General features: G+C 69.4%; 14 protein-coding genes. 9 read left to right on the forward strand and 5 right to left on the reverse strand.

Going from position 1 to position 13,487, the window contains the following annotated elements:
• Positions 1 to 290: IS30 family transposase (locus C503_RS39535; RefSeq protein ID WP_018683200.1), on the forward strand; the 290-nt coding region annotated here is incomplete at its 5' end.
• A 364-nt stretch (positions 291 to 654) separates the two neighbouring features.
• On the opposite strand, the gene C503_RS39540 is transcribed toward C503_RS39535, so the two are convergent.
• Complete coding sequence (locus C503_RS39540; RefSeq protein WP_018683201.1) at positions 655 to 1,191, reverse strand: DUF4245 domain-containing protein; 537 nt, start codon at positions 1,189 to 1,191, stop codon at positions 655 to 657.
• Between the two features lie 136 nt (positions 1,192 to 1,327).
• On the opposite strand from C503_RS39540, the gene glpX reads away from it, so the two are divergent.
• Together glpX and C503_RS0115855 are read left to right on the forward strand one after the other, a co-directional pair.
• Complete coding sequence (glpX, locus tag C503_RS0115850) at positions 1,328 to 2,398, forward strand: class II fructose-bisphosphatase (protein ID WP_018683202.1); 1,071 nt, start codon at positions 1,328 to 1,330, stop codon at positions 2,396 to 2,398.
• Positions 2,399 to 2,535: 137 nt separating this feature from the next.
• Positions 2,536 to 3,201 carry a L,D-transpeptidase gene (locus C503_RS0115855; protein ID WP_018683203.1) on the forward strand — a complete coding sequence of 222 codons (666 nt, stop codon included), beginning with the start codon at positions 2,536 to 2,538 and terminating at the stop codon, positions 3,199 to 3,201.
• Here the strand turns inward: C503_RS0115855 and C503_RS0115860 are convergent, their stop codons facing one another.
• The 3 genes from C503_RS0115860 to C503_RS0115870 form a co-directional block, all read right to left on the reverse strand.
• Complete coding sequence (locus C503_RS0115860; RefSeq protein WP_156893253.1) at positions 3,202 to 3,477, reverse strand: hypothetical protein; 276 nt, start codon at positions 3,475 to 3,477, stop codon at positions 3,202 to 3,204.
• 584 nt (positions 3,478 to 4,061) lie between these two features.
• Positions 4,062 to 4,265 (reverse strand): hypothetical protein, encoded by a 204-nt coding sequence (locus C503_RS43345; RefSeq protein ID WP_018683205.1) that lies wholly within the window; start codon positions 4,263 to 4,265, stop codon positions 4,062 to 4,064.
• 105 nt (positions 4,266 to 4,370) lie between these two features.
• Positions 4,371 to 5,762 (reverse strand): class II fumarate hydratase, encoded by a 1,392-nt coding sequence (locus C503_RS0115870; protein ID WP_018683206.1) that lies wholly within the window; start codon positions 5,760 to 5,762, stop codon positions 4,371 to 4,373.
• Between the two features lie 96 nt (positions 5,763 to 5,858).
• Here C503_RS0115870 and C503_RS0115875 point away from each other — a divergent pair, with 96 nt between their 5' ends.
• Together C503_RS0115875 and C503_RS0115880 are read left to right on the forward strand one after the other, a co-directional pair.
• Entirely contained in the window at positions 5,859 to 6,842 is a 984-nt protein-coding gene (locus C503_RS0115875) for an NAD(P)/FAD-dependent oxidoreductase (RefSeq protein ID WP_018683207.1), read from the forward strand.
• Between the two features lie 186 nt (positions 6,843 to 7,028).
• Complete coding sequence (locus C503_RS0115880) at positions 7,029 to 7,190, forward strand: hypothetical protein (protein WP_156893254.1); 162 nt, start codon at positions 7,029 to 7,031, stop codon at positions 7,188 to 7,190.
• 304 nt (positions 7,191 to 7,494) lie between these two features.
• On the opposite strand, the gene C503_RS0115885 is transcribed toward C503_RS0115880, so the two are convergent.
• On the reverse strand, positions 7,495 to 8,424 hold the full coding sequence (locus C503_RS0115885) for a DMT family transporter (RefSeq protein ID WP_169514544.1): 930 nt from the start codon (positions 8,422 to 8,424) through the stop codon (positions 7,495 to 7,497).
• Positions 8,425 to 8,531: 107 nt separating this feature from the next.
• On the opposite strand from C503_RS0115885, the gene pdxR reads away from it, so the two are divergent.
• From pdxR to C503_RS0115905, 4 genes are all read left to right on the forward strand, one after another.
• Positions 8,532 to 9,920 (forward strand): MocR-like pyridoxine biosynthesis transcription factor PdxR, encoded by a 1,389-nt coding sequence (pdxR, locus tag C503_RS0115890; RefSeq protein ID WP_026316349.1) that lies wholly within the window; start codon positions 8,532 to 8,534, stop codon positions 9,918 to 9,920.
• A 308-nt stretch (positions 9,921 to 10,228) separates the two neighbouring features.
• A complete protein-coding gene (locus C503_RS39550) occupies positions 10,229 to 11,797 on the forward strand; it encodes an ATP-dependent DNA ligase (RefSeq protein WP_156893262.1) in 1,569 nt (522 codons plus the stop codon).
• Positions 11,798 to 11,926: 129 nt separating this feature from the next.
• Positions 11,927 to 12,406, forward strand: coding sequence for a hypothetical protein (locus tag C503_RS43350; RefSeq protein ID WP_156893255.1), 480 nt, complete (start codon positions 11,927 to 11,929; stop codon positions 12,404 to 12,406).
• A gap of 159 nt (positions 12,407 to 12,565) precedes the next feature.
• Positions 12,566 to 13,483: a hypothetical protein gene (locus C503_RS0115905; protein ID WP_018683213.1), complete on the forward strand. Its 918-nt coding sequence runs from the start codon at positions 12,566 to 12,568 to the stop codon at positions 13,481 to 13,483.
• Positions 13,484 to 13,487 lie beyond the last annotated feature (4 nt).

Here is a 13,487-nt window from a genome sequence, read left to right on the forward strand (position 1 = left end):
ATCAGGGCAGCGAGATGGCCGATCACGCGTACTTCACCATGGCCACCGGAATGCCGGTCTATTTCTGTGACCCGCACAGCCCATGGCAGCGGGGCACGAACGAGAACACGAATCGACTGCTGCGCCAGTATTTTCCGAAGGGGACCGACCTGTCGGTCCATTCCCAGGCTCACCTCGACGCGGTCGCCCGGGAACTCAACGGCCGTCCCCGTGAGACCCTCGGCGGCTACAAACCCGTCGAGAAGATGAACGAACTCCTGCTCAGACACGGTGGCGCAATGACCACATGAGGTCAAGGATCCCCGGTTTCCACGCTACTGGGCCTGGCGACGTGTGCATAGCCGTGGGCTGGGGGCTGTGGGTGAATCCTGGGGGCTGTGGACAACTTCCCAGGGTACCCCTGAAATTCCATGCTACCGCGCGCTGACGTGCGTGGTCGAGCCCTCTCGGGCTGGCTGTGGATGATTTCGACGCTTGTGGATAGCCGCCCGGGGATCCCCGAGATTCCACGCTATCGGCGCACGGATGATCAACCTAGAACCGAGCCTCCGGCTGTGGATGATTTGAGCCATTGTGGATAACTCGCCGGGAACCCCCGAAATCAATTCTATCGGGGTGGGCGGGTTTGTGGGGTGGGGTGATCTTGGCTGTGGACTAGTGGGTGGCGGCGCTTGCCAGGGTGCGAAAGTCGGGGTCGGGGGCGTCGCCGGTGATGAGGAGGCGGGAGGGGCCCAGGTCGGTTACCCAGGCCTGTTCGGAGCGGCGGGCGGGGAAGATCGTCCATTGGACGCCTGCGATGTCGACGGTGCCGGTGGCGCCGGAAGAGGAGCCGGTTTCGGCGGCTACCAGGTCCATGATGCTCCCGTTGGACTGGCTCAGCTGGATGTAGTTGGTGGGGGTCAGCCAGCCAGAACGGATGACGCGGGCGGTGTCGATGGGGGCGCTGCTGAGCGAGTTGCCCTGCCAGGTGATCGGGACCGAGGGGTTACGAACCGTGAACGGGGCGTCGGCTCGGCGCAGGCCTGCGGCGACGTCGACCTTGGGGGCGGTGGCCGGGTCGGATTGGGGGGCGCCGGGGCTGAACGAGCAGGCGCGGTTGGCCACCAGGATGGCGCCGATGATCAACAGGAGGGCCAGCAGCGACAGGAGCATGTCGCGTGGTCCATGGGTCAGGCGGTTCGCGGCGGCCACGCGCACCATCGTCGCAAATGGCGGCGAGTGACGAGCGGCACGGCGGCGCTCGTGCCCAGGTACACACCCTGATCTGGGAGGATGCGAATTGGTCTGCGCACCGCGCAGCCGGTCCCCAGCCGATCCGGGAGGCAGCATGACCACGCCGATCACGCCCACCAGCGGCAACGCCGGGCGTCGCCGGGAAGCACCCGACCGTAACCTCGCGCTGGAGCTGGTGCGGGTGACCGAGGCGGCGGCGATGGCCGCCGGGCGGTGGGTCGGGCGCGGTGACAAGAACGGCGGCGACCAGGCGGCGGTGGACGCGATGCGCAAGCTCGTCGGCACCGTGTCGATGCGCGGAGTAGTCGTCATCGGCGAGGGCGAGAAGGACGAGGCGCCGATGCTCTACAACGGCGAGGAGGTCGGCAACGGGGATGGGCCGGACTGCGATGTCGCGGTCGACCCGATCGACGGCACCACGCTGATGTCCAAGGGCATGCCGAACGCCATCGCGGTGCTCGCGGTGGCCGAGCGGGGTGCCATGTTCGACCCGTCCGCCGTGTTCTACATGGAGAAGCTCGCCGTCGGGCCGGAGGCAGCCGACGTCGTCGACATCACCGCGCCGGTGGCGGAGAACATCCGCCGGGTGGCGCGGGCCAAGAGCACCGACGTCTCCGACGTGACCGTGTGCATCCTGGACCGGCCCCGGCACGACAGCCTGGTCAAGGAGGTCCGCGAGGCGGGCGCGCGGATCCACTTCATCTCCGACGGCGACGTCGCGGGCGCCATCTCGGCCGCCCGCCCGAACACCGGCGTCGACCTGCTGCTGGGCATCGGCGGCACGCCGGAGGGGATCATCGCCGCGTGCGCGCTCAAGTGCATGGGCGGCGCGATCCAGGGCAGGCTGTGGCCCAAGGACGACGCCGAGCGCGCCAAGGCGATCGACGCCGGGCACGACCTGGACCGGGTGCTGCTGACCGACGACCTGGTGCGCGGGGACAACGTGTTCTTCTGCGCCACCGGCGTCACCGACGGCGACCTGCTGCGCGGCGTGCACTACCGCTCCGGCGGCTGCACCACGCAGTCGATCGTGATGCGCTCCAAGTCGGGCACCGTGCGCATGATCGACGGCTTCCACCGGCTGAACAAGCTGCGCGCGTACTCGTCGGTCGACTTCGACCGGCACGGCGCCGAGGACGTCGACGCCATCCCCCCGCTCCCGTAGTCGGGGGTTACCGGTGCGGGCCTGCCCCGCACCGGTAACGGATTGGTAGCGACGGGCAACCCCGAGGTGGGGTCCGGCGTCGAGCAGGGTGAGGGGTTCCGCCTGGAACCCCCTTGGCTCAAGGCGGGAGCCGGTTAATGCAGGTCAACAGGCTGGTCCTGGGCGTGGCGGTGGCGGCTTCCGCGCTCCTGGTTGGGGCGTGCGGGACGAGCGAGGGGGCGCCCGCGAAGCAGCAGGCCGCCGTGCCGACCTTCCCGAGCAGCGCGTCGAGCGCGGCCCCGACCACGGCGGCCACCACGACCACGGTCGAGACGACCACGACCGCGCCGACCACCACGACGACCACCGCGGCACCGACCACGACCACCACCAAGAAGACGACCACCACGACGACGACCAAGAAGCCGACGCCGACCACGACCAAGCCGCCCGCGCCAGCGGGCCCCGCCGAGGGCACCCCGTGCGCGGCGACGGTCGACGCGTGCATCGACCTGTCGGCGAACAAGTCGTGGCTGCTCAAGGACGGAAAGGTCGTCTACGGCCCGGTGCCGATCACGCACGGCCGCCCCGGTCACGTCACCCCGCCCGGCACCTTCCACGTGCAGTGGAAGGACATCGACCACAAGAGCCACGAGTTCAACGACGCGCCGATGCCGTACTCGGTGTTCTTTAACGGTGGCATCGCCTTCCACCAGGGCAGCCTGTCGGTGCAGTCGCACGGGTGCATCCACCTGTCGGCGGCCGCGGCGAAGGCGTACTACAACTCGCTGTCGGTGGGCGCCACCGTGCAGGTCGTGCCCTGATCACACCCTGCGGGTGATGACCGTGGGGCCACCAGACGCCCCTGGTGAGCCATACCCGGCCGACGTCTCCCACGACGATGTGCGCGCGCATTCATGCCGAACCAGGTCTTCGGCCTGGTCGGCCGGGAGTCGGACGATGCCGTTGGGAAGCACGACGCGGTACCGGCCGTGGATCCGAACGGTGAATGCCTCCCTGGTACGCGAGGCGAACACGACGCCCCACGGGATCGCCTTGCCGCCCATCTCCGAACCGCCGCCATGGCCAGGGTCTGCCATCGCTCGCCCGCGGTCCGCGATCGGCCTGCCCGTCGATACATGCGGTAGGGGAGCCAGCGCAGCAGCGCGAGACCGCACGACATGCGATGACGCCGAACGCGATCGCCAGGAAGAACTGCGGTCGCGAGGCAACGGCAGGGCAGTCGTTGACGACCTCCCAGTGGGCCGTCGGGTCCCCCGGCAACGGATCGGTCTGTGGTGTGAGGCAAGCCCTCCGTTCATCGGCGTAGGTGCGGGTGAACGCCTGTTGATAGATGCAGGAGCCGACAAGCAGGCGGCGAGGATCGGGAGTGCGAGCTGCAGGGCGTGCGGGCCTGGGCTTCGCGAACCCCCGCCGGGGTCACTCGTCCGGACCCAGCAACTGGTCACGACCCGACCGGTGAGCTTGACAGTGATGGTCAGGACGACCTGTTCGGTCTCGGCCCCGGTCACGTCCGGCTCGGTATCCGCATCGGGTTTCCTGCCCGACCGGTGGTGAATCCATGCCTTGCGCAGCCGTTCGCGTGCCGCGTCGTAGACACCGCTCGCGGTCTTCTCCAGCACGATCCCACCGACCGCCCCGACCGGCGACAGCACGTACGGGGTCATCGCGGCGAGGTCGACGCCGATGCCGACAGGTGCCTCCAGCCGCACCCCCCACCCCGCACCCCGCGCACGGTGCCTACGGGGTCGTCGGCGTAGTCGGCGACGATGTCGTCGAAGATCTCCAGCTCGTCCGGGTAGTACCGGGCTACCACGTCCCTGGCGAACGCCACCGGCTCCGAGCCCAGGCCCATGACCTCGACCACTGACAAACCACCTCCGGTACACCGAAGATCACTGTCAGCGAGTACACCGCTCTGATTCCCGTTTTGTTAAGTCGACACCTCGATATCTTCGTTGCCTGCAACCGGTCAGCGGTTTCCGTGGGCCATTCGGAGCACGTCGAGTGCCTCGTCCAGCTGTTGCTCGGTCACCTTGCCCGCGGCGACATGCCCGCGTTCCACTACGACCTCGCGGATCGTCTTGCGCTCCTTCAGCGACTGCTTGGCGATCGATGCCGCCTCCTCGTACCCGAGGTACTTGTTCAGCGGGGTCACGATGGACGGGGACGACTCGGCCAGCTCGCGCATCCGGTCGGTGTTGGCGGTGACACCCTCGACGACCTTGGTGGCCAGCAGTCGGGCGACGGCGGCCAGCAGGCGCGCGGACTCCAGGATGTTGCGGGCGATGACCGGCAGCATCACGTTGAGCTGGAAGTTGCCCTGGCTGCCCGCAAACGCGATGGCCGCGTCGTTGCCGATGACCTGGGCGACGACCATCATCGTCGCCTCCGGGATCACCGGGTTCACCTTCCCCGGCATGATCGACGACCCTGGTTGCAGGTCGGGCAGCGCCAGTTCGCCCAGGCCGGTGCGCGGCCCGGAGCCCAGCCAGCGCAGGTCGTTGGCGATCTTGTAGAGGGATACCGCGACCGTGCGGAGCTGGCCGGACGCCTCGACCACGGCGTCCTGGGTGGCCTGTGCCTCGAAGTGGTCGCGGGCCTCGGTCAGCGGCAGGTCGGTCACCGCCGCCAGCTCGGCCGCCACGGCCGCGCCGAACCCGGGCGGCGCGTTGAGCCCGCTGCCCACGGCGGTGCCGCCGATCGGCAGTTCACCCAGCCGGGGAAGCACCGCCTGGACGCGTTCGACGCCATAGCGGACCTGGGCCGCCCAGGCCCGCGCCTCCTGTCCCAGGGTGATGGGCACGGCGTCCATCAGGTGCGTGCGCCCCGACTTGACCACCTCCGCCCACTCCCCCGCGCGCGCCGCCAGCGCGTCGGCCAGCCCGGTGAGGGCGGGCACCACGTCGGTGACCAGGGCCTCGGTGGCCGCGACCCGCAGCGTGGTGGGGAACGTGTCGTTGGACGACTGCGAGGCGTTCACGTGGTCGTTCGGGTGCACGTCCTGCCCCAGGGCCCGGCTGGCCAGGGTCGCGATGACCTCGTTGGCGTTCATGTTCGACGAGGTGCCGGACCCGGTCTGGAACACGTCGATCGGGAAGTGCGCGTCGTGCCCGCCGTCGGCGACCTCCTGGGCGGCGGCCGCGATGGCCTCGGCGACCTCGTGCGGCAGCACCCCCAGCCGGTCGTTGACCCGGGCGGTGGCGGCCTTGAGCAACCCCAGCGCGCGGATCTGGGCCCGTTCCAGGCCCCGCCCGGAAATTGGGAAATTCTCGACGGCCCGCTGGGTCTGCGCACGCCAGAGTGCGTCGGCGGGGACCCGGACCTCGCCCATGGTGTCGTGCTCAACGCGAAAGTCGGCCATGCCGCCAGTGTCGTCCGGTTCCGGGGTCTGGGCATGGTCAGCTTCCCCACAATAGGGTGGAGTCGGACGCCCACCACGCGGAGAGCAGGTGCAGCCGTGACCGCTCCGACCGAAGTCGATCTCCTCATCATCGGCGCGGGCCCGACCGGCCTGTTCGCCGCCTATTACGCCGGGTTCCGGGAGCTGTCCACCGCCGTGGTGGACTCGCTGCCCGAGCCGGGCGGTCAGATCACCGCCATGTACCCGGAGAAGATGATCTACGACGTGGCCGGCTTCCCCGCCGTCCGCGGCCGGGACCTGGTGACCGCCCTGGTCGAGCAGGCCGACCAGTGGAAACCCACCTACCTGCTGGGCCGCCGGGCGCTCACCCTGTCCGAAGTGGACGGTTTGTTCACGGTGGAGCTGGACGGCGGCGCGGTCGTGCGCGCGGGCGCGGTCCTGATCACCGCCGGGATCGGCGAGTTCACCCCGCGCCCGTTGCCCGCGGGCCAGGACTGGCTCGGCCGCGGCATGGTGCACTTCGTGCCGTCCCTGGAGGTGCACCGCGACCAGCACGTGGTGATCGTCGGCGGCGGTGACTCGGCCTTCGACTGGGCGCTGGCCCTGCACCCGATCGCCACCGGCGTGACGCTGGTGCACCGGCGGGCGAGGTTCCGCGCCATGCCCGCGACCGTGCGCCAGGTCGAGGCCCTGGGCATCCGGATCATCACCGACGCGGAGGTCACCGCCCTGCGCGGGGACGCGGACGGGTTGCGCGAGGTCGAGGTCGCGGTTAAGGGTGCGGCCGAGCCCGTCGTGCTGCCCGCGCACGCGGTGGTGGCCGCGCTCGGGTTCACCGCCGATCTCGGTCCGATCGACTCGTGGGGGCTGGAGATCGACCACCGCTCGATCACGGTCGACTCGACCATGCGCACCGGCCGCGAGCGGGTCTACGCGGCCGGGGACGTGGCCGCCTACCTGGGCAAGGTGAAGCTGATCGCGACGGGCTTCGGCGAGGCCGCGACCGCGGTGAACAACATCGCGGTGGCCCTGAACCCGGAGGCCCACCTGTTCCCCGGCCACTCCAGCAACGCCGAATAGCCGGTCGACCACCGGCCATCGCACGCCGGAAGTCGAGGCGAGAGCAGGACGACGGGAAACCACGGCCATCGCCGGTGTCGTGGCACGGCTGGACAACGCGGTCGGGATCGACAGTGACGGCAGGAAAGGACGCGCCAGGCAATGCTGTAGCGCCTGGCCGATGTGCTTCCGGCCGAGCACACCCGCGTGGTCAAGACGACCACCCCGGTGCGCCAGGACATCGGCACCGCGCCGATCACTCTTGCCCGGGACAAGCCGGTGACGGCCGTGTCCACGGTGGAGCTGGGACGGCGCGGGAGTGCGGGTCCGGCCGTCCGGCACCGCCACCCGACTTTCCCCATCATGTGACATCGCGACCGGCCCGGCTCGCCTCGGCTGTCGGGCTCGATGCCTGGCCTTGTCGTCCCGGGCCTGGCCGCCACGGGAGTCATCGGCGGGCTTTGCTCGTTCCGCCTGCCCGTCCGGGCCCAGCACGCCCGGCGCGTCATTCGTCCGCTCGACAGCTCGGTGCCGGACGGCCTTCAGCACCGTCCCCGCCACACCGGCAGCCACAAGAACCATTGCCACGTAACGCATCTCGACTCCTTCGCCGCTCGACTCGACACCGCCAAGCTACCGGTCGAAGCTGAGATTTCCTTGAGATAACAAGGTTTCACCCGTCAGTGTCAACTCGCAACACCCCGACATCGTTTTGCTTCGGCGCAACGGCAACGACTTCCGCGCGTCGCCGAGGAGCCAGGAGCCCGATGACACAACCGACACCTACCATCACCACACCCGCGAGACCGGACCACCGGAACGACTGCGCGCCCACCACGACCGACACCGCGAACCCGGCCGCGGGCATCATCCCGATCAGCACACCCGCCCGGTCCGCCCCCAGCACTGCGACCGACTGGTACCACAGGACAAACGCCACCACGGTCAATACCGCGACCGTCAGAAGCGCGGCCGTCTCACGCCCGGACGGCCCGCGCACCGGCTCGAACACCCCCGCGAGAACAGCTCCCCCGACAGCCGCGATCACATGGCACCACAACGCCACGGACAAGCCGCCGAGCCTGCCGACCACCCCGACCGCGAACAACGTGAAACCCGCTTCACTCAACATGGTCACGACAGCGAGAACCAAGCCAGGCCCGGTCCAACTGCCACCACCGGACAGCACAACCACTCCCGAGACGACGACTCCGGCACCCAACAACGTCCGCACCGCAGGCCGTCGCCGCGTCAGCAACGGCGCGACTGTCGCCAACACCAGCGGACTCCCGCCGAGCACTGCAGCGACCAGGCCCGGTTCCGCGAACCGCTGCGCACCGATCATCGCCGCGTTGAACCCGAGCATGCCCACGACGACCACCGTGACGAGCGCCGGAACGTCCCTCAACTTCGGTAGCTTGATCCGCGCACGCCTGCCGTACGCCCACAGGGCGATGAGGACAGCGCCGATCGCGTATCGGACCGACTGCCCGGTGAACAACGGGAAGTCGACGAGCAGGCCGGAGATGGGGACCGATCCGCCGACCATGGCGGCGGCGAGCAGGCCGCCGGTAATGGCGAACCGGTGTTCGGAGAACGTCACGGGACCGAGCATGACCGCGAAGTGGCCTCACAAACAGCTCCACTTTGTCCTATCTAGACTGGTCCACTTTTCTGCGGACACCGCGCGCGGATCTGTAGGCTGACGCCATGTCCACCCTGCGTGAGCTGCTGATACCCGACCTGGCCGAGGCAGGCCACGGCAAACGCGGGCGCGCGCTGGAGGCGGCTGTGCGCGCCGCCATCCGGGACGGACGGCTGCCACACGGGACGCGCCTGCCGTCGACACGGGATCTCGCGGGGCAGCTCGGGCTGTCACGCGGGACTGTCAGCGCCGCATACGCGCAACTCGTCGCCGAGGGATACCTGCGCGCGAAACATGGCTCAGGCACTACTGTCGCCGCGACACCGGCCGCCGCCACGGTAGCCGTGCCGGCTCCAGTCGAGAACAGACCGCGCTGGCGTTATGACCTGCGGCCAGGCGTCCCCGCGTTGAGTGCTTTCCCTCGCGCGGAATGGCACACGGCTACAAAAGCAGGAATGGCTGAACTGACAGATGACGACCTGGGTTATCCGGACCCGGCAGGTCTACCGGCACTGCGAACCGAACTGGCTGCCTATCTCGGCCGGGTCCGAGCAGTCGAAGCCGCCGACGTGGTAATCACGCACGGTGTCGCCGAAAGCCAGTCGCTCATCGCACGCGTGCTCAAAGCGGACGGGCATCGCTCGATCGCCGTGGAGGACCCGACCCATCCCGGATCCGCGGAGGCATTGGCCGCGCACGGACTGAAACCGGTACCGGTTCCGGTGGACGAGCACGGCATGCGAGTCGACTTGCTGCCGAACACCGGTTGTCGAGCGGTACTGGTGACATCGGCCCACCAGTTCCCACTCGGCGTGGTCCTCAGTCCACAGCGCAGGCGGGCGTTGGTGGCATGGGCACGCGAACGGGACGGATACGTCCTGGAAGACGACTACGACGCCGAACACCGCTACGACCGCCCCGCGGTGGGAACAACGCAGGTTCTGGACCGGGACAGGGTCATCTACCTCGGCAGCGTGAGCAAGGTGCTGGCCCCCGCGATCCGGCTCGGCTGGATGGTCGTCCCCGCAACGCTGCGGGAACGGGTGGTCGACCACAAGCGATTGTCCGACCTGGGCTGTTCGCCTCTACCGCAAGCCGCGCTGGCCCACCTCCTGCGCTCAGGCGGCTACGACAGGCATCTCCGCCGCAGCAGGCAGCTCTACCGGCGTCGTAGAGACGCCCTGTTGGCGGCAGTGGCCAACGAACTGCCCGGCTGGAGACCACACGGCGTGGCAGCGGGGTTGCACCTGGTGTTGCGGCTACCCGAGGGCACCGACGACGGGGCGCTGCAGGACGAGTTGGCGCGACGGGGGATCAACGCTCCGGCGCTGTCCCGGTACGCGCTGTCGGCGAGTCCGTTCCCCGGGCTGGTCGTCGGCTACGCCGCGCTGTCGGTCGACCGGCTGCGCGCGGCCGTCGGCGAGATCGCCGCGGTCAGCGCGCCTGGACTCTGACTGTCCACACCGTACTTCTCGACGTCGGTACCGCCTCACTGGCGACCTGCACGGGCGGCGCGACCGGGATCGCGACGCGAACCGGCCGGGGCTCGGCGGTGGGCGGGGTGCGGTCGGCACACCCGGCCGACGCCAGGATCGCCAGACCGACGACGGCGAGGACAACACGCATCGAGGCGCTCCACTGGGTACGAGGGGCTCAGTGATCAGGACGGGTGGGCGTGCCGGAGGTTGCCCGCGTTGATCGAAATCCCCGGGAATGATCGACAGTGCCGACTGTCGGTGTCCCGGGGCACCATGGGGGCGTGCTGAGCTTCGCGGACATGGTGGCGGTGTCGGGTGAGGTCGGGGCGACCCGGTCCCGCCTGGCGAAGGTGGACGCCCTCGCCGCGCTGCTGCGCCGGGCGGCGGCCGACGAGGTGGCGCCGCTGGTGGCGTTCCTCGCGGGCACACCGCGGCAGGGCCGGATCGGCGCGGGCTGGCGCACCATCGTGGACGTGCGGCCGGATCCGGTGGCCGAGCCGCGGCTGTCCGTGCGGGCGGTCGACGAGCTGCTTGGCGAGATCGCGGTCACCGCGGGCAAGGGCTCGGCGGCGCGGCGGGCGGCGCTGCTCGGCGAGCTGTTCGGCGCGGCGACCGAGGAGGAACAGGCGTTCCTGCGCGTGCTGCTCACCGGGGAACTGCGGCAAGGAGCACTCGAAGGGGTGATGCTGGACGCGATCGCGCGGGCGGCCGACGTGCCGGGCGCGGCCGTGCGGCGGGCGTTCATGCTGTCCGGCAGGCTGCCCGCCACGGCAACGGCGGCCCTCGACGGCGGGGTCGCGGCGCTGGCCGCGTTCGGGCTGGAGCTGCACCGACCGGTGCGGCCGATGCTGGCCTCGCCGGGGTCGTCGCTGGCGGCGGCGCTGGAGGAGCTGACGCCGTGCCTGGTCGAGTACAAGCTTGACGGCGCGCGCATCCAGGTGCACAAGGACGACGCGCGGGTGAGCGTCTACACGCGGACGCTGCGGGAGATCACCGACAGCGTGCCGGAACTGGTCGAGCTGGTCCGCGACCTGCCTTGCCGAACGGTCGTCTTGGACGGCGAGACCCTCGCGCTGACCGACGACGGCAGGCCCCGGCCGTTCCAGGAGACCATGAGCCGGTTCGGCAGCACGGTCGAGGAGCAGGTCAAGGCCCTGCTGCTGCGGCCGTACTTCTTCGACTGCCTGCACCTCGACGGCCGGGACCTGATCGACCTGCCGCTGCGCGATCGCGTGTCCGCGCTGCGCGAGGCGGTCGGGCCGCACGTGATCCCGGGCGCGGTCGAGCCGACCGGCGAGGACGCGGCGGCGTTGACGGACGCCGCGCTGGCGGCCGGGCACGAAGGCGTGATGGTCAAGGACCTCGACTCGGTCTACCAGGCCGGGCGGCGCGGGAAGGCGTGGCAGAAGGTCAAGCCGGTGCACACGCTGGACCTGGTGGTGCTCGGCGCGGAATGGGGGCACGGGCGGCGGACCGGGTTCCTGTCCAATCTGCACCTCGGGGCGCGCGACCCGGACGGCGGGCCGCCGGTGATGGTGGGCAAGACGTTCAAAGGCTTGACCGACGAACTATTGCGGTGGCAGACGGCGGAGTTCCCCGCGCACGAGTCGCACCGCGATGACTGGACCGTCTATTTGCGACCATCGCTGGTCGTGGAGATCGCACTGGACGGGGTGCAGGTCAGCACGCGCTACCCGGGCGGGGTGGCGCTGCGGTTCGCGCGGGTCGTGCGTTACCGGCCCGACAAGGATCCGGCGGACGCGGACACCCTCGATACCGTGCGGTCCCTACTCGTCGGGGGAGGATCGGCGCAAGGCGAGACCACCGATCGGGCCGAGGCTGTCGAGAATTGATGACCGTTTCCGCGCTCGGCGGGAATTTCATCGGATTATGCAGCTATCGGCGGAGTGACGCACATCGCTCACTGTTTCGGTAGTGACAACAAGGTGTATTCCGGACCGACAACCCGCTAGTCTGGCCGCATGACATCGCCAGATGATCTGGATGCGCGGTTCAACGACTTCGGGGGGAGAATCTCCATTGTGGAGCGGGATTTGACCGTAACCCGACAGGCGGCCGAGAAAGCCGACACGAATGCACGGCAGGCCAACATCAACGCCAAGCGGTCCAACGATCGCGTCAAGAGACTCCGCGTCGAACTTCGGGAATTCCGTACGACCAACAACATGATGATCAATACCTTGCGCGAAGATATGATCGACGGCTTCGCGAGGATCGATGCGCGATTTGCGGCGGTCGATGCGAGATTCGCGGCGGTTGATGCGCGGTTGGATGAGAATTTCACGAAGATCGACCAGAACTTCGCCACCATCGAGCAGAACTTCGCCGCGGTAGACCGGTCGTTCACCGCCATCCGGGGCGTGCTCGACGCGACGGCGGCCGGGCAGGCCGAGATCACCCGACTGATCGGGCACCTGATCGCGCAGAGCGAGAACAACTGATCCGGAGGTGGTGGGCCGCCTGGTCCACCACCTCCCATGCGGCGGTTTGTCGTCTGGGAAGAACTCGTCCGGGACCGGCACCTTTACCCACCCGTAGTGGGTGGTTAGGGTGAACAATCACCAGCTTTCACCCGTCCGTGAACGCTTTGCGGAGGTCCCGTGTCCGCCGACGCCCTCGCCGACGCGTTGCGGCGTGGCCCGTTCCATGTGGCGCTGCGCACCGCGATCGAGCACCGCGGGCTGTCCCTGGCCCGGTTGCGGGCACACCTCTCGCGGATCGACATCACCGTGGCCGAGTCCACGCTGAGTTACTGGCAGCGCGGCTTGCGTCACCCTGACGTGCATCACGCCCTCACCGCCGTGCGCGGATTGGAGACCGTGCTCGGGCTCCCCGCCGACTCCCTGGTGGTGCTTCTCGGCCCGCGCGAACGCGCCCAGCGCCGCCGCAAACCCTCCGCTTCGTTCGCCGAGCTGGTGTCCGCGGGCCCGACCACACGGGACCTCCTCGCCCAGCTCGGCGTGGATCCCGAGAACTGCAATTCCGCGCTCGACCTGCAGATGGCCCATGAACGGGTGACCATCTCCCCGGACCGCTCGCAGGGCCGCGTGCACACCCGCCTGGTCGGCCGGGCCCGCGACGCCGGGGTGGACCGGTATGTCGCCGTCTACCACAGCGAGACCGGCAGCAGCGTGGAGTCAGTGCGCATCACCGCGGGTGACGGGTGCAGGCTCGGTCGGGTGCGGCGCCGGGAGATCTGCGTGGTCTTCGAGCTGATGTTCGACCGGGCGCTCACCGAGGGCGACACCGTGGTGATCAGCTACGCGGTGGACGACGGGTCCGGCGTGGAGTGCCCCGGCTACTTCCGCATCTTCCGCGCCCCATCCGGCCCGTTCCTGCTCCAACTGGAGCTGCCCGCCGACGACCTGCCCGCGCGTTGTGTGCAGGAAGTGCGCACGACGGAGGCGCGTCCGCCGTCGGTGTCGGCCGACCTGTACTGCGATCGGGGTTACGTGGTCAGCGCGTACTACCCGGGCGTCGACCGCGGTCTTGCCGGGATCTCGCTGGAGTGGAGCTGAGGCC

Origin of the sequence: Actinokineospora enzanensis DSM 44649 (assembly GCF_000374445.1) — a bacterium.
GTDB lineage: Bacteria > Actinomycetota > Actinomycetes > Mycobacteriales > Pseudonocardiaceae > Actinokineospora > Actinokineospora enzanensis.

Coding starts and splice junctions, on each gene's coding strand:
- C503_RS0115855 (WP_018683203.1), top strand. CDS start 2,536: ATGCAGGTCAACAGGCTGGTCCTGGGCGTGGCGGTGGCGGCTTCCGCG.
- pdxR (WP_026316349.1), top strand. CDS start 8,532: ATGTCCACCCTGCGTGAGCTGCTGATACCCGACCTGGCCGAGGCAGGC.
- C503_RS43350 (WP_156893255.1), top strand. CDS start 11,927: ATGACATCGCCAGATGATCTGGATGCGCGGTTCAACGACTTCGGGGGG.
- C503_RS0115870 (WP_018683206.1), bottom strand. CDS start 5,762: ATGGCCGACTTTCGCGTTGAGCACGACACCATGGGCGAGGTCCGGGTC.
- C503_RS0115860 (WP_156893253.1), bottom strand. CDS start 3,477: ATGGCAGACCCTGGCCATGGCGGCGGTTCGGAGATGGGCGGCAAGGCG.
- glpX (WP_018683202.1), top strand. CDS start 1,328: ATGACCACGCCGATCACGCCCACCAGCGGCAACGCCGGGCGTCGCCGG.